Raw genomic sequence first — 16,583 nt, forward strand, 5'->3', positions numbered from 1 at the left:
CAAGATGAAAACAATGCAATTGGTCGCTTGGCCTTACATAGATTGTGAGTAACGAGGGATATCAGATGCCCTCAAACAACCGGAGAAACAATGAGTTGGAATTTACACCAACATTTGGGACTCAACACTAAAAAATCCCCTAAAATGCAACCCATCTATTTGCCATAGATAGAGATAACCATGTTATCTGCAAATAAGACTTGAGAATCCGTTTTATGGACCCAGTCCAGACCGAGAGTTATTTACTGATGCGGTCAAAAGCACTACTGGCGCAGCACAAAAAATGAGCTAATAGTTTTCCCAAATTCGATGGTCTGAAAACACCCTGAAATGAGTCCAAATTTGCAAAAACCCTGATACTGAAAAGTCCAAAAAAGTCCAAAGACCACTGTGACACAGTCTAAAGTCAGTCCTATTCATCTCACGAACCAATAAACAGTTACGACCACTGTGACAGGTGATACCCAGTTGCAAGTTTGGGTGATACTTTATAATAGGACAGATCCTCCATGGCTCCCAATATCAATACGGTATCAATACGGAATCAATACGGATTTCATCCGTATTGATTCCGTATTGATACCGTATTGATATTGGGAGCGACCCAAGGAATAAGCATTTTCAAAAAACCTTGTGATAACTCAATATTCTGCTTGACACATTTGGAATAAAATATACTGTAAATGCAATGGCGACCTGTAACCATTTTACACGATCAAAAAATCAGCATTACGGGGAGGAATCATCGTGCACGAAGAACTGAAGGACTATCTTTTGAACCAGGGCAAAGCACCGCTGGACTATGTGCTGGATAAATTTGAGAAGCACGAGATCGTGCTTTTGGGTGAGATGCACTACATCCGCCAGCAAACTGAGCTGTATCACCGGCTGATACCATTCCTGCCGGAGCATGGCGTAAACCTGATCGCCACAGAATTTGGACGCAGGGAAGATCAAGCTCTCATCGACGCGTTGCTGGGCAAAGAGCAGTTCGACCTACCTTTGGCAAAGCTGATCTTGCTCCGTCAAGATGCGTTTTGGGGATACCGGGAGTATCTGGACATCTACAGGTTGATCTGGGAACAAAACCGCAGGAATCCCCCGGACAGGCAAATCCGCTGCATCGGCTTGAACGATCCATACAATTGGAAGCTGTACAATAAGATATGCCGGGAACAAAAGCGCCAGCCCAACGCCGGGGAGATCAAACTGATCTGGCAGGATTGCGATGAAAAAAACTGGCTGCGCGCGCTGAAAAGTTTCCACGTACCAGGCGTCACCAAGGTTTTGGGCATCATGGGTTCCCATCACGCCTTCACCCGCTATCGCGAACCGGATTTCACCAGGGAGGGTGGGCATAAAGTGTTTGCCGGGTTCAATAAAGTCCGTTTTGGCAACCATGTCCATAACGAATATGGAGAAGCGGTTTGCAACGTCTGCTTTTACGATCCCTGGGACAGCCAGGAGTTCGACGCTCCTCCACAGGCCCCCGGCGGTGGTATCATCGGGGATATCATCGGCCCGCGCTTCTCTGAATTGGCTTTTGATATCAAAGACAGCCCCGCGGGCGAACTGACTGATGATAGTTACTACGCTCTGGGTTACGAGGATTTCAGGCTGAGAGACATCACCGACGGCATGATCTATACCTGCAAGTTCACGGAGTTCAAGGCTTTGACTGCGATCCCGGATTTTATTGATGCCGATAACTTGCAGGAATTTCGCGATTTCGCGCCCTTCAATGATATGACGGATAAAAGTTGCGAAGAGATAAATCGGGCCGTCGCTGAATGGGCTGATATCTGGTGAGAGGGCGCTTCGCCTCTTCTACGCCATCAAGACAGGAGGCCGCGCACCGGGTTTGTCCGCAGGTCGGCGTGAACAATCAGCAGCAGGAGGGATGGTTTCCCACTGCTATGTGTCGATCAGGCTTTTGAGGTTTTTCAGCCGGTTGGCGAGGTCGGCGGCAAACTGCTCATCCGAGGCATCCGGATCGCGGGTGGCTTGCCAGACCTGGCAGGGCGCTTCGCCGCATTCGGCGCAGGAGGAGAGGCCTTTGTCCCTCACGCATTGGAAGATGGGGCAGTATTCCTGGTTGTAAAAAACGGCCCAGGGAATTTTTCCACCCAGTTCCACGCAGCCTTCACATTCGGCTTTATAGGCCCGGCAGTCGGTGGAACAGCAAACACCGCAAACACTTAGCACTTTCATGGTTTTACTCCTGGCCCGAAGCTTCAGGCGCGAAAGGATCAGGCACCAGTTCTTTCAAAATGGCGAGGGCGTGTTCCTTGGCCCCGGCGCCGTTTTCCGCCACCGGCCCCACGCAGGAGGGGCAGCCATCCTGGCAGGGGCATTTGGAAACAAGTTCCAGGGCTGCTTTCAGCACCTGGTCATGAAGGTCGAAGAGCTTGCGCGAGAGGCCGATGCCGTCGGAGATGTTGTCGTAAATGAGGATGGCGGGCCGGTTTCCGGCCAGGGGTGAATTGTCCTCGCAGAAGACGTCGATGTCCTTGCGATCGCACATCACGAAGAAGGGAGCCAGGTTCACCAGCAGGTAACCGAGGGCGGCGATCCCGCTCTGAATCTGCACATTCTGCTCCGCGAGGCGGTGGCAGCGGGGACAGAGGGTCACCAGATTGGCGGGCGCGTTGGCCTCCTCCGCGCTGGCGAATTTGCGGAAGGGGACGAGGTGGTGGACGTGGTGGGCGGTTTCGGTTTCGGCCAGGCCGCAGTGCTGGCAGATGAAGTTGTCGCGTTTACGCGCGGCAGCGGAGATCAGCCCCCAGTCCTTGCCGTAGTCGTTTTTTTCCACATTCCAGAGGCCCTGGGCCTTCACCCGGGCGACGGTTTTATCGGCCAGGCCGATCCACCAGGCCACGGTTTGCAGCCTTGTGGGAGGCAGGTCCAGCGGTTCGCGGCCGATTATCTCCTGGGTGTAGAATTTGAGTTTTTTGAAGCCGGTGATGGTGGTGGTAACGGTCACCCGGCCCAGATACTTGTCCGCGCCATGAGTTGGCTGGCGGTTCATGAGGGCGTGGGCCTCGATCTCGGTGTCGCGAGTGGTTTGGGTGAAATAATTCACGTCCGCGGTTTCGATCTCAGCCTTGCGCTGCTCGAGGTCGAGTTTGGTGACCAGCCAGGTTTCGCCGCGGTCCAGGTAGATGGCGCCCGGATGCACCATCCAGAGAGCGCTGGCGCCGTCCACCCAGCCGATGAGTTCCTCGCCGGCCAGGATCTGCACCTGGTCCGAAATGTTGCGCAGCGAGACCTCCGCGGCGGGGTAAGCCTCCGGAACGCCGATGTAGCGCGGGCCGGCCTTGCGCACCTTTCCTTCTTGCACCAGCACTTCCAGATGGGGGAAGATGTGCTCCGGGCCCAGGCTGCCAAAGCCTTCGCTTTCCAGCAGGGCGAGGTCGTGGATGGCACAGAGCAGCTGGCTTTGCAGGATCTCGCGGTGGTCCGGGGAAATGAGGGCGTGTTCGGGATTGTTGTCGAAAAGGTAGCGGGGGTTTTGGCAGATATACTGGTCCAGCGGATTGGCGCTGGCCACCAAAATGGCGAGGGCTGTGTTGCCCTTGCGGCCTGCCCTGCCGGCTTGCTGACGGGTGGCGGAGATGGTGCCGGGATAGGTGTTCAAAAACACGGCGTCCAGCCCGCCGATGTCGATCCCCAGTTCCAGCGCGTTCGTGGAAACCACCAGGCCGATCGTGCCTTCGCGCAGCTCTTTTTCGATCTCGCGGCGGTGGGCAGCCAGATAACCGCTGCGGTAGCTGCGCACGCGGTCCTTGTATGCGCTTTCTCCGCTGAGGTAGAGGAAGAGGATCTCCACGCTGCGCCGGGGCCCGCAGAAGATGATGGCCTGGCCGCGGCCGTAGAGCCAGCGTTTGGCCAGAAAGGTGGATTCCAGCATGGCGCTGCGCCGGATGCCCAGGGCGGCATCCACGATGGGCGGATTCACGATCAGGAATTCCCGCCGGCCGTGTGGCGACGCATCCCTGTCAATCAGGCGCACAGGGCTTTCCAGCAGTTCCTCGGCCAGCTCGCGGGCGTTGGCCACCGTGGCGGAGGTGCAGATGAACTGGGGCCGGGCGCCGTAGAGGGCGCAGATCCGCCGCAGGCGGCGCAAAACGTTGGCACAATGGGAGCCAAACACCCCGCGGTAGATGTGCACTTCATCGATCACCACCCAGCGCAGATGGGCGAAAAAGCTGCTCCAGAGAGTGTGATTGGGCAAGATGCCCAGATGCAGCATGTCCGGATTGGAAAAGATCAGCCCGGCCTGGTTGCGGATGCGGCGCCGGGTTTCGGAAGCGGTGTCGCCGTCGTAGATGGAGCAGTTCAGTTTCGGCGCTTTGGGGTTGTGGCGGGCCAGAGCTTCCGCCAGCGCCAGCATTTTCTGGGCCTGGTCCTGGGCCAGCGCCTTGGTGGGGAAAAGCAGCAGGGCCCGGCTGGCGGGGTTCAGGAGATGTTCCTGTAAAATGGGAAACTGGTAGCAGAGGCTTTTACCGCTGGCCACGCCGGTGCTGAGCACCAGATTGTCCCCGCCCAGCGCGGCATCGATGGCTTCCCGCTGATGCGCAAAGAGGCGGTCGATGCCCTGTTCGCGCAGCAGGGAGAGCAGTTCCGGCCTTGTTTGGGGCGGAAAGTCAGCCCAGACGGCCTCCACCGGTTCCAAAGACTGGCGGGTGACGATGTTCTCGCTGAATTTCCTGTCTTGGAGCAGCCCGTCGAGGAAAGCCTCCACATCTGGCAGGACATAGCTTTTCATTTGATCACGGCCAGACGCTTGAACTGGCTGTGCCCGCCCGCATCCAGACGCAGAAAATAGATCCCCGCGGCCAGGCGCAGAGAGTGCTCCGCGCTGTTGAAGCCGCTCACGTTCCGCGTGGAAAAGAGTTCGCGGCCGCGCAGATCGTAAAGGCTGAGGCTGAAAGGTGTTTTTCCTGCTGATTCCACGCGGAAACCGCCTCGCGAGGGGTTGGGAAAAACCTGGAACTCATCCGGCGACGCAATTTCCTCATCCACAGCCACATAGCCACCCTCACCAGTGATCACGACGTCGTCCAGATAGAGCGCCAGGGCATCCCAGGAAACGCAGTTGAAGGCCAGATGGACGCTTTGGCCCTGCCAGGCGCCGAGGTCATAGCTGTATGCGGTCCAGTCCGCCGGCACGGCCAGCCAGTTACCGGCATTCAAAGTTGTGAATCCGGCAGGATCGGCGCCCGTGGTGGAGATCAGCACCCGCAGCCGCTCCAGGCCGTAATCCGCGGTGTGGGAGCGGGCCCAAAAGTTCAGGCCGGGAGCGGAGCCCAGCTGTACGCGCGGAGAGATCAGCCAGTCGTTGTTGGGTGGGGTCTGCACGCAGAAAGCTGCCGCCATCACCGCTCCGCTGTGGGCCTCAAGACCGGTTTGGGGAGGGTTTAGTTGCCCCGGCGGGAACACCAACCAGGCCAGAGGTTCGCCCAGACCCGGAACCGGCCAGGTTGCCCAGGTGGGGGAAGAGTCCAGATCGAGGTTTTGCCAGCCCGGAATGACCTGGCTGAAGGAGGCGCAGGCCTCAAAACCCTGCTGCAATATGAGATCGGGGATGAGGTCCGGAATGTGCACGGTGACGGTGTTGGAGGGGTCGGAAAGTTCGCCCAGGTGGTTTTGGGCCAACAGGTAATAATACAAGACCTGGCCTGGCCCAACTTCATAATCCTGATAGCCAAGTTCCTGCGTGGCAGCCAGAAACACGCCGTTCCGGATCACGCGGTAGAGCACGGGTTCGCCTTCAAGCGGCGGCTGCCAGGCCAGTTGAACGTGGTCTGTGATGTAGTAGGCGCTAGGGTTTTGAGGTGGTCCGATGCCCTCGCCGGCGGTGCTGAAACTCCAGACCGGCCCGGGGTAAGTTTGTCCTTCCGCGTGAGCCACCACCTGCCAGTGATAGGTGGTGAGCATTTCCAGAGGCAGCTGCGGAGTCCATTGCGGGGAATCAAGCCCTTGTCCCATAAGCTGTAACGCGTCCGGGCTCGGACCCAGCCAAAGATCGAAAAGCGAGGCGTTGCTTTGCCACTGCAGCTGCGTGAGGACAGACACTCCGGCGGCCTGATCGGCCGGCAGGGGGTGCCAGGGTGTGAGGCTGAAGGGTGTGATCTCCAGCCGCAGATTGGGATAGGCCAGACGCGGGTAGATGTTTTCAGGTCCCGGCGGAGGAGCGGCTGGATCAGGGTTCAGGGTGTTGCTGGCAAAAACGCGGCCCCGCACTTCCGCGGCTTCGGTGCATAAGAAATCGTCGGCGTTGGAGCCGGCATCGGGATCGTTTTCATCCACCGCGAGCAGCAGATTGTCGCTGCCGTTATAGTGAAAAACCGTGTCCAGAGGGATGTGCAGCCAACCCTGGCCGGGAATCCCGCCCGAAAACTGGGCTTCGTCCAAAACTCCTTCGAACACCAAAACCAGGCTGTCCAGCGGCACCCAGGCATCCAAACGCCCGCGTTGGGTGTGTCCCAGATAGAGTTTCCACTCCATGCTGCTGCCCGCGAAGTAAACGCTGGGCAAGTTGTACTGCAGGGAGACGGAACTCACGGAACCGATGAACCCGATGTCCTCGGCCCGGTAGAGCTGTTGCGAGTAACTGAAGGCGGCAAAAGGCTCGATGGGCAGACGCTGGTTCACCAGCGAGCCCGTGCCGATCTGGACGGTTTCCGCGGCCAGGAAGATGCTTCCAAACAGCAGCAGCGCCAGCCCCATCCAGCGCATCAAACCCTCTTTTGCCAGATGCTTAGCTGCAACTTATGGAGTGTGTGGCGGCGTTCTTCAAGCCTCAGGGTCTGCCATAGATCCACCGGCTCGGCGATCAGGTCAAACTCTTGGTCAAGAATGTCTTTGATCCCCTCCCAAGCGCTGAAGGGCTCCCCGTCCTTGCGGAATCCGCCGATGCGGTCTTCCGCCCGGGTGATTTCAGGATCCCAGGCGTAGCCGTCGGCGATGGCCAGTATCCCTCTGGAATTCAGAAGCTTGTGAATGTCACGCAGGAAACGCCCGGGATTGATGGCACCCTCGACCGCGTTCTCGGCCAGAATGAAGTCGTAGCCGCCAAACTTGGCCATGAGGTTGGAAACATCGGCCTGCCAGAATTCCACCCGCGGGGCGGTCGCTTCCAGATCAAAGTCCGCAAGCGCCTTATCCACATAGCTTTGGATCTCTCCTTCGTTGTTCCGAAGATAGCGGATGTAGCCCTTTTCCTTCATCTGAGTGGCCAGACGGATCAGCCGGGTGGTGAAATCCAAGCCGGTCACAGAGCCGAAGGTCCTGGCCAGTTCAAAACTGGCGCGTCCGGTTTTGCAGCCCAGATGCAGGGCCTTGGTTCCTTTCAGAGGCACGGTCCAGGGCTGCAGAATTTCCACCAGCCGGGCGTCGATGTTCTTGCCGCCCAGAGGATTGTCTCCCCAGTTGGCATCGCACCAGGGGATGATCGCGGAGTCGGATTCGTGCGGCTCGTCGTGCTCGATCAGCGGCGCGTCGCTGGCGATGTAGCGGAAACCGGCGTGCTGGTAGAAATGGCGGCGGAAGGCATAGCGGGAGTTGCGCAGCGCCTCGTTGCCGGTGGAGATCCAGGAACCGCCTTTGATCAGGTTGTGCCGGCCGTCGAAGGTGGGAACGCTGAAGTCATCGTAGATGGGATGGATCTTGAAGCCGGGATAGGCGTAAATTGGCGTTTCCGTCCACTGCCAGACGTTGCCGATCACGTCGTAAAAATCGCCGAAGGCAAAGCGGTCCACGGGGCAGGAGGAAGCCCACCCTTCGAGGTTGATGTTGCCCGGGGCCCTGTCCCAGAGCGGCTGGTCGGTATTCACGCAGCTGTCTCTGAGCAACATCCACTCTTCTTCGCTGGGCAGGCGGATGGGGAGGCCGGCCTGCCTTGCTTTCCAGTTGCAGAAAGCCTTGGCCTCCAGGTAGTTGCACTCCACGGGCCAGTTTTCCGGCAAGGGTATCTCACTGGCCATCAGGCGCAGGCGGTAGCCGGAGCCGTTCTTCCTCCAAAAGCGGGGCAAAGTGGCTTGCTGCCAGCTCAGCCAGGACCAGCCTTCCTCGGTCCAGTATTCTTCCTTCTGATAGCAGCCGGCTTCGATGAATTCCAAAAATTCCGCGTTGGAGACCAGATGTTTGGAGGCCTTGAAATCCTTCACCACAAAGGCCGCGGAGCCGTATTCGTTGTCCCAGCCGTACCAGGGATCGCTGTCGTCGCGGCCCAGCTTCACGGTGCCGCCCTCCACCGGCAGCAATTCGTTCCGCGGCGCCGCTCCGCTTTCGGGGCAGGCAGCCCAGAAATCAAGCTGGCGCACCTTGTCCAGGGGCAGCTGGCGGATCAGCACGGACGAGGTTTCCAGATGGATGCGCTGGTGTTCGATACCCATGATCACGCCCCACCAGGGGCTGTTCCAGGTGATGCCGCGTTCGTCCAAAGGCAGTTCGGAGATGAGCCTGTCCACCCTGGCGCGCACCAGATCGCGGTAGTTCCTCACCTCCGGGATGGAGGGCCAGTCGTAATGCGCTTCGTTGAGGTCGTCCCAGCTCATCTCGTCCACGCCGATGGCGAACATCGATTCGAAGGCGGGGTTGAGCCTCTTTCCGATCACGCGGCCGATGATGAGTTTGTTGATGTAAAATGCCGCGGTGTGGCCCAGATAGAAGACCAGCGGATGGCGCAGCGGATCAGCCCGCAGATAGAACACGGAGTCGTCGGCCAGGCTGTCATAGAGCCTTTCCTCAATGTCGCAGGTCTGGTGAAAATAGTGGCGCAGCTGTGCGCGCAACTTGTCCGGGTCGGCCTCTTGCAGGTTTATGGTGCGGATTCCCTTGATATCGTCCAATTTGGGCTCCTGTGGCTGTTTTGATGTAAGAACTCCAGCTTTCCAACCTTTTCCAAGTTGTCAAGAACGAATTACGCAGATCCGCGTTACGCTTCAAAGAGCAATGCCTTCGTTGTGAAGTTAACTCGTCCGGACGGGGCTTGACAAAGTGATCAAGGCGCGTTATCCTGTAGATACAAAGAAACATTCACCGAGGAACAATGAGCAGCACCCCCCGCGGCGAACGCCTGATCATCACTCTGCTGGGAAACCGCAACAGCGGCAAATCCAGCCTCATCAACGCCCTCACCAACCAGGAAATTGCCATAGTTTCGGACACGCCGGGAACCACCACCGATCCCGTGGACAAGCGCTACGAGCTCTTGCCCCTGGGCCCCGTGACCTTTTACGACACCGCCGGCCTGGACGATACCGGCGAGCTGGGCTCAAAACGCGTGCAGGCAACCTTCCGCGTGCTTTTCCGCACGGACATGGCCATCTTCGTGAACGACGGCAACCCCTTTTCCGCCAGCGAGTTGGAGTTCCTGCAGCGCATCCGCGGGATGAAGATCCCGCTGCTGGTGGCCTTCAACAAACAGGACCTCCGCGCGCCCGCTCCCGCCAATCTGGATTATTGCCTGAAACACGGGCTGGACTGGGTTCCCGTCTCTGCCAGCCACAAAGAGAACATCCTGGCGGCCAAGGAAAAGCTGATCGAACTGGCGCCGGCGCATCTGAAAGAGGACCGGCCATTGGTGAGCGATATCGTGAAACCCGGCGAGCGCGTGATCCTGGTGACGCCGATCGACTCCGCGGCCCCCAAAGGCAGGCTGATCCTGCCGCAGGTGCAGGTGCTGCGCGATCTGCTGGACAGCGGCACGGTGCCCCTGGTGGTGCGGGAATTTGAACTCAAGCAGGCTTTGGCCGCGCTGAAAGAGGATCCGGACCTCGTGATCACCGATTCCCAGGCCATCGAACTGGTGGTGCGGGACCTGCCTCCGAGCGTGAAACTAACCACTTTCTCCATCCTCTTTGCCCGCTACAAGGGCGATCTGGGCATCCTGGCGGAGGGGATCCGGCAGATCGACAAGCTGAAGGACGGCGACAGGGTCCTGATCGCGGAAGCCTGTTCCCACCACGTTCAGAAGGACGACATTGGCCGGGTGAAGCTGCCCCGCTGGCTGAGGGAATACACCAAAAAGGACCTGATCTTCGAAACCTACGCCGGCCACGATTTCCCGCCCAACCTGGAGGAATACGCGCTCTGCGTGCATTGCGGCGCCTGCATGCTCAATCAGATGGAGATGAGCCGCCGCATCGTTGAAGCCCAGAGGCGCGGGGTGCCGATCACCAATTACGGCCTCACCATCGCCAAGGTGCACGGCTACTTCGACCGCTCCATCGCCCCCCTGGGGTTGTAGGGTCCCGATCCCCTGCAGATACGCGACTGGCCCGCCTCTCGCCTGATTCCCGCACCTGATGCGGGGATCACGCGGGTGACAAGCCAGCGGCGTGACTGAAGGGGCTTGGCAGGAGCCGGCGGCGGCTCAGGATTTTTTGGGCAGCAGGCTGATGGGCCGGGCTATATAACTGGTGTGAAGCAGTTTGCGCGCTTTGGGGGAGTTCGGCTCACCCAAAAATTCCCTGTAAACCTTCTGGATGGAGGGGTTGTTGTGCGATTCGCGCCGCTCCATATGCAGGTCCTCGGCGTAGAGGCCTTTGGCGCGCTGCATCCGCACCCGGTTTGTTGACCGGTAGGGCTGTCCGCCGCCTCCCACGCAGCCTCCGCGGCAGGCCATCACCTCCACGAAGTGGTAAGGCGGCTCTTTGCCGGCGTTCCTGGCGTCACGGATCTCGTTCATCAGCTTGCCCACGTTGCCCAGGCCGGAAGCCACGCCAATCCTGATCTCCCGGCCCAGGATCTCGATCTTGCCTTTTTTGATGCCTTGGGCGCCGCGGGTGAATTTGATGCAGGGATCCTCCAGATCGTGCCCCGTGGCAAAGCTGTAGGCCGTGCGCAGAGCGGCTTCCATCACCCCGCCGGAAGCGCCGAAAATGGTGCCGGCACCGCTGTATTCACCCAGCGGGTTGTCGGCTTCGCCATCCTCCAGATGAGGCAGGTCGATGCCCCGGGTTTTCAGCATGCGGGCCAGTTCGCGGGTGGTGATGGTGAGGTCCACATCCTTGCAGCCGGAGGCGTACATGTCCTCCATGCGCTCAATTTCGTGCTTTTTGGCGGTGCAGGGCATCACCGAGACCAGGAAGATCTTCTTGGGATCGAGGCCCATCTTCTCCGCCCAGTAGGTTTTCACCATGGTCCCCACCATCTGGTGCGGAGATTTGGAGGAGGAAAAATGGGGGATGAGGTCGGCATGGAATTTTTCCAGATAATCCACCCAGGAGGGGCAGCAGGTGGTGATGAGCGGAAAATCCTCCGGATGGTCTTTAAAGATGCGCACGAACTCGCTGGCCTCTTCCATGATGGTGAGGTCGGCGCCGAAATTGGTGTCGAACACGTAGTGAAAACCCAGTTCCCTGAGCGCGGTGTACATTTTCTTTACAACGTTGTGCCCGGGTTTGAGGCCAAATTCCTCGCCCAGGGCCACCCTCACCGCCGGCGCTTCCTGCGCCACCAGCACCAGCTCCGGGTCGTCCAGGGCCTTCCAGAGCGCGTCCGAATCGTCATTTTCATAGATGGCGGCCACCGGGCAATAAGCCGAGCACTGGCCGCATTTCACGCACTCGCTTTCCTCCAGCTTGCGCCCGAATGTGGGGCCCACAAAGGTGTTGAAACCCCGCTCGCAGTTTTCCAGCGCGTGCACGTCCTGGATCTCGTTGCAAACGTAGGAACAGCGCCCGCAAACCACGCAATAAGAGGGGTCCAGCGTGATCGAGGGCGACGATTCGTCCCGCTTCTGATAGGGGCGTTTCATGTGCTTGAGGCTCATGTGGCGGATCGCCAGTTCCTGCGCCAGGTCCTGCAGTTCGCAGCGTCCGTTTTTCACGCATTCCGGGCAGTTGTTGGGATGGTTCGAGAGGATGATCTCCACCGCCTCGCGGCGCAGCTTGAGCAGGTCGTTGCCGGTGGTGCGGATCCGCATGCCCTCTTCGCAGGGCGTGGAACAGGCCCGCAGGGCCTTGCCGTTGATCTGCACCATGCACACCCCGCAGTTGCCGAAAGCCGGCAGGTCCTCGTGGTAGCAAAGCGTGGGGACCTTGTAGCCAGCTTTGGTGCAGGCGTGCAAAACCATCGTGTTTTTGGCCACCTGGGTGGCTTTTCCGTTCACATATACAGTTATCATGGGTGAGTTCCTTTCACGTAAAAGTGTTTAGAAACCGCATCGTCCACACGCGGAAAAATGTCAAGTTTGCTCTGCGCCGGAGGGTTTGGAAGTGAAATCAAAGTTCTTCAAAGCTCTGGATTCATGTTTGGCTTCCACTCCGCGTACAAAAGCTCACAGAATCCTGTCTGGATGATTTCTGTGAGTAAGATGACCATCCTCCCATCCGAGGCCATGTTTGAAGGCCGTTGCCTGGATGCCTGGCGAAACAGCTTGACAGGAATGGAGGGTGGCGGCGTAAAGATCTGAGACAGGCCAGGCTCTGAGGCCGGCGTCCCCAGCCGCGCCGGAAAGGGTTCGCCTGAAACATTTTGACGGGAGGCCTTTGCATGGATGCCAGAGCCATCCTGGCCAATGCTTTGGAGTATCTGAAGCTGGTGTTGCTGCTCAGCCTGAGGCAGTTCATCTTTCTGTTCGCGCTCACGCTGTTGCTGGGCTGGCTGATCCAGCTGATCAACAGGAATCTGCTGAAAAACGCCTGGCGGTTGCTGGGCGGAAAGGCCTATCTGTGGCTGTTCGGCTGGCTGAGCATCCCGGTGCACGAGCTGGGCCACGCCGTTTTCGCCGTGCTGTTCGGGCACCGGATCACGCGCATCGTGCTCTTCGACCCTGATGCCAGCGGCGGCAGCCACGGCCAGGTGCAGCACAGCTGGAACCAGAACAACCTCTACCACAGGGTGGGCAACCTCTTCATCGGCATCGGGCCCATCATTCTGGGCAGCGTGGTGGTTTGGCTGCTGTCCCGCTGGCTGCTGCAAACATCATTTCAGGGCATGGAGGCCCTGGACGCCCAGGCCGGGCTGATGCAGCAGCTGCAGGCCATTCCCGCCTTTTTGCTGAACAGCCTGGCGAACGCGCTGCGGATCTTCAGTGAGATCTTCTCCGCCCTCAGCTGGAAAACCGCGCTGTTCCTCTATCTGAGCTTCGCGATCAGCACCAATATCAACCTCAGCGACCTGGACCTCGGCCACATCAGACCCGCCCTAATAGTGATAATCCAGGTGATCGTGGTCTTCAACCTGCTCACGGCCTGGCTGGGCGAGTTTTCCCTGAATCTGATGGATGGCTTGGAAAACGGGCTGGCCACCTTTTACGGCATCCTGGTCTATGTGCTGGTGCTCAATCTGGGTTTCCTGGCCGTCTCCCGGCTGCTTTCCCTGGTCTTCAAGAAGTAGTTTCAACCTGAAACCCCGGGGCGGGGAATTGCCTATCCCGGCAGCGTCTGGTTCAGAATTCCAAACTTCCAACCTGAAATTCCACCAGAATCTCAAACCGGGGATCCTGGTAAAAACCCACTTGGCCCCCAATATCAATACGGTATCAATACGGAATCAATACGGATGAAATCCGTATTGATTCCGTATTGATACCGTATTGATATTGGGGGCGACCCGGTGGAGCGACCGGGTTTGCCTGATCCGAAAACGCGGCTAAATTATCTGAAAAACAGCAGGGAAGGAGCACCATCATGCCTACGGACCAAGAAATTTCGCGTCAGATAAAGTTGGAACCCATCGACTCCATCGCGGCCGGGATCGGCCTGAAACCTGAGGACCTGGAACATTACGGAGAGTACAAGGCCAAGGTCCGCTATTCAGCTTTGGAGAGGATCAAAGACAATCCCCCCGGGAAACTGATCCTGGTTTCGGCCATCACCCCCACCCCCGCCGGAGAGGGAAAAACCACCGTCTCCATCGGACTCTCCCAGGCGCTGAACCTTAGCGGCAAAAAATCGATCGTGGCCATCCGTGAACCTTCGTTGGGCCCGGTTTTCGGCATCAAAGGCGGCGCGGCCGGCGGCGGCTGGAGCCAGGTGCTGCCCATGGAGGACATCAATCTGCACTTCACTGGCGATTTTCACGCCATCACCACCGCCAACAACACCTTGGCCGCACTGGTGGACAACTATATCTACCACGACAACGAGCTGAACCTCGATCCCCGCCGCATCACCTGGAAACGGGTGCTGGACGTGAACGACCGCATGCTGCGCAAGATCGTGATTGGACTGGGCGGCAGCAAACAGGGCTTTCCGCGCGAAGACGGTTTTGACATCACGCCCGCCAGCGAGATCATGGCCATCCTTTGCCTGGCCAACAACATGGAGGAGCTGAAGGAAAGGATCGGCAACATCACCGTGGGCTTCAGCCATTCCGGCGAACCGGTGCACGTGAAACAGCTTGGTTACGAAGGCGCGATCGCCGCCCTGCTGAAAGACGCGCTGCAGCCAAACCTGGTTCAGACCACGGAAAACACACCGGCTTTCGTGCACGGCGGGCCTTTTGCCAACATTGCCCAGGGCGCCAACTCCATCATCGCCACCAAAGCCGCGCTGCGCCTTTCGGAATACGTGGTCACGGAAGCGGGCTTCGGCTTTGACCTGGGCGCGGAAAAGTTTTTTGACCTGGTGTGCCGCTACGGCCAGTTTTGCACGGACGCCGTGGTGCTGGTGGCCACGATCCGGGCGCTCAAGCTGCACGGCGGCAAGAAATTGAAGGACATCAACGAACCCGATCCCAAAGCGGTGGAGGCCGGACTGGAAAACCTGGCCAAGCATCTGGAAAACATCAACAAATTCGGCATGAAGTCGATCGTGGCCATCAACCGCTTTCCCAGCGACACGGAAGAAGAGATCAAGCTGGTGCTCGACTTTGTGGCCTCCCAGGGTTTTGAGTCCTCCGTCACGAATTTCCACGCCGAGGGCGGGAAAGGCGGCTTGGAACTGGCGCAGCAGGTGATCGGCATGGTGGACAAGGCCATTTGCCGCTACCACAGCCTCTACGACTGGGCCAGCCCGGTGGAGGACAAGATCTTCACCGTGGCCAGCCAGATCTATGGGGCACAGAAAGTTGACTACACAGCCGACGCCAAGGCCGACCTGAAAAAGATCAACAAATACGGCTACGACAAACTGCCCATCTGCATAGCTAAAACCCAGAAATCGCTCTCCGACAACCCCGAATTGATCGGCCGGCCCAAGGATTTTCTGGTGACGGTGCGCGAGATCGTGATCGCCAGTGGCGCGGGCTTCCTGGTGCCGATCACCGGCGAGATCATGCGCATGCCCGGACTGCCGAAACATCCCTCCGCCGAAACCATTGACGTGGAAGGGGATGGAGACATCAGCGGGCTGTTCTGACCTGGCCCCGGACCGGCCGGGGATAATGACCGGGGCAAATCAGCGGTAGGACTTGAGTTCGCCGCTATCGGTACAGCTTCGCTCACGCTCTGCTGAGCGGAGGCGGATATTACATGCTGGTAAACCGGGACCTCTTGACCTGGCCGACCCAGGAAGCGGATTAATGGACCTGAAACCAGCCTGATCAAGGGCGCGGACACCCATTCCGACAGCGGGATTCCTTGCCGGGGGGATATTTAGGTTGACAAATATCGAAGAGCAAAAAACAATGCGTGTAATCAAAGTAACAGTTACACGAGGTTTAGGCAATGAATTTCAGAGGCAAACAGTGGACGGAATCTGGCAGGCTGCCAACCGGCTTGATCTTAGGGCTCATCATCTGGATGGGCAGTGGGGGCGTTTTACCCGCGGAAACCACTCCGCAGAACATGACGCGCTACAGAAGCACGCTGAATTTCGCGCACGATTATCCGCGGGCGTGGCAAAGTGTGGACCGGAGCAACACCGCCGCGGCGCGCGCAGACCTTCTTCCCGCCGGCGCTGACAGCATCGCGCTGGCAAATTCGCACACCAATTTCATCCTGAACCAGATAGACAGTCTGGAGATCAAGGCCGCGTTTCTGGAAAACACTGAGGGAGAGGATTCCGGGACTATCCTGGTGAATCTGGGCCCGCAGATAGACAAATTTGACACCGACGCCATGAACCTTCTGGAGCAGCGATTTCAAACCATGCTGCTGCCTCCGAGCGCCATGGTGAAAAACCTGGAAACCAGCGTTGTGAGGCAGGGCCTGAAAAAAATGCTGGTCCTCACGGCCAGCGTCACCGAGCGGGGCCGGCCAGACAGCTGGAGCTATCATTCCCTCACGCTGAACGGTGAGGGACGCAGCCTCACTTTCACGCTGCGCGGCACGGAGGCCGCCGTGCGGCGCCTGCAACCTGTTTTGGCCGATATGGCAGGCACCCTGGAAGACAACTTCAACGTCACGAGGGGCCTCAGCCGCATGCCCCGCCTGGCGGAGATCGCGCTGATCGTGTTGTTTTCCCTGCTGATCAGCTGGCTGATCATCCGGCTGCGCAACCAACTGGGAACCGCCTCCAGGCACCGCCGCCGCGGCATCACTTTTTTTCCGCTGTTTTTGCTCGTCGCCGGCGTTTTGGTTGCCCTTTCCTATTTGATAAGTTCCTGCCAGGCAGGCTGATCCTCATCCGGGCAGGGGATCGTTAGCCGCGCCAAACGAACCGGATCTTATACCGGCCAATCTCTGC

The 16,583-nt window shown here is 58.6% G+C and carries 10 protein-coding genes; 5 read left to right on the forward strand and 5 right to left on the reverse strand.

Annotated features, from left to right (window positions below; translation table 11 throughout):
- Window positions 1–747: 747 nt before the first annotated feature.
- Complete coding sequence (locus LHW45_08355; GenBank protein MCB5285583.1) at window positions 748–1,809, forward strand: hypothetical protein; 1,062 nt, start codon at window positions 748–750, stop codon at window positions 1,807–1,809.
- A 105-nt stretch (window positions 1,810–1,914) separates the two neighbouring features.
- On the opposite strand, the gene LHW45_08360 is transcribed toward LHW45_08355, so the two are convergent.
- From LHW45_08360 to ovoA, 4 genes are read right to left on the reverse strand one after another with little or no spacing between them, the layout of a single operon-like run.
- Window positions 1,915–2,211: a DUF3795 domain-containing protein gene (locus LHW45_08360; GenBank protein MCB5285584.1), complete on the reverse strand. Its 297-nt coding sequence runs from the start codon at window positions 2,209–2,211 to the stop codon at window positions 1,915–1,917.
- Between the two features lie 4 nt (window positions 2,212–2,215).
- On the reverse strand, window positions 2,216–4,768 hold the full coding sequence (locus LHW45_08365; protein MCB5285585.1) for a DEAD/DEAH box helicase: 2,553 nt from the start codon (window positions 4,766–4,768) through the stop codon (window positions 2,216–2,218).
- Window positions 4,765–6,741 carry a T9SS type A sorting domain-containing protein gene (locus tag LHW45_08370; protein ID MCB5285586.1) on the reverse strand — a complete coding sequence of 659 codons (1,977 nt, stop codon included), beginning with the start codon at window positions 6,739–6,741 and terminating at the stop codon, window positions 4,765–4,767. Before LHW45_08370 ends, LHW45_08365 begins: the two co-directional genes overlap by 4 nt.
- Entirely contained in the window at window positions 6,741–8,855 is a 2,115-nt protein-coding gene (gene ovoA, locus LHW45_08375) for a 5-histidylcysteine sulfoxide synthase (GenBank protein ID MCB5285587.1), read from the reverse strand. Before ovoA ends, LHW45_08370 begins: the two co-directional genes overlap by 1 nt.
- Window positions 8,856–9,055: 200 nt before the next feature.
- Between ovoA and hydF the strand changes: the two genes are divergently transcribed.
- On the forward strand, window positions 9,056–10,255 hold the full coding sequence (hydF, locus tag LHW45_08380; GenBank protein ID MCB5285588.1) for a [FeFe] hydrogenase H-cluster maturation GTPase HydF: 1,200 nt from the start codon (window positions 9,056–9,058) through the stop codon (window positions 10,253–10,255).
- A 126-nt stretch (window positions 10,256–10,381) separates the two neighbouring features.
- On the opposite strand, the gene LHW45_08385 is transcribed toward hydF, so the two are convergent.
- Window positions 10,382–12,136: a [FeFe] hydrogenase, group A gene (locus tag LHW45_08385; protein MCB5285589.1), complete on the reverse strand. Its 1,755-nt coding sequence runs from the start codon at window positions 12,134–12,136 to the stop codon at window positions 10,382–10,384.
- Between the two features lie 368 nt (window positions 12,137–12,504).
- Here LHW45_08385 and LHW45_08390 point away from each other — a divergent pair, with 368 nt between their 5' ends.
- The 3 genes from LHW45_08390 to LHW45_08400 all read left to right on the forward strand — a co-directional run bounded on the left by LHW45_08390 (window position 12,505) and on the right by LHW45_08400 (window position 16,516).
- Window positions 12,505–13,350: a M50 family metallopeptidase gene (locus LHW45_08390; GenBank protein MCB5285590.1), complete on the forward strand. Its 846-nt coding sequence runs from the start codon at window positions 12,505–12,507 to the stop codon at window positions 13,348–13,350.
- 293 nt (window positions 13,351–13,643) lie between these two features.
- Window positions 13,644–15,314 (forward strand): formate--tetrahydrofolate ligase, encoded by a 1,671-nt coding sequence (locus LHW45_08395; protein ID MCB5285591.1) that lies wholly within the window; start codon window positions 13,644–13,646, stop codon window positions 15,312–15,314.
- A gap of 428 nt (window positions 15,315–15,742) precedes the next feature.
- Window positions 15,743–16,516 (forward strand): hypothetical protein, encoded by a 774-nt coding sequence (locus LHW45_08400; GenBank protein ID MCB5285592.1) that lies wholly within the window; start codon window positions 15,743–15,745, stop codon window positions 16,514–16,516.
- Window positions 16,517–16,583 lie beyond the last annotated feature (67 nt).

The sequence above is a fragment of the Candidatus Cloacimonadota bacterium genome (assembly GCA_020532085.1).
Taxonomy (GTDB): Bacteria; Cloacimonadota; Cloacimonadia; order Cloacimonadales; family Cloacimonadaceae; genus Syntrophosphaera.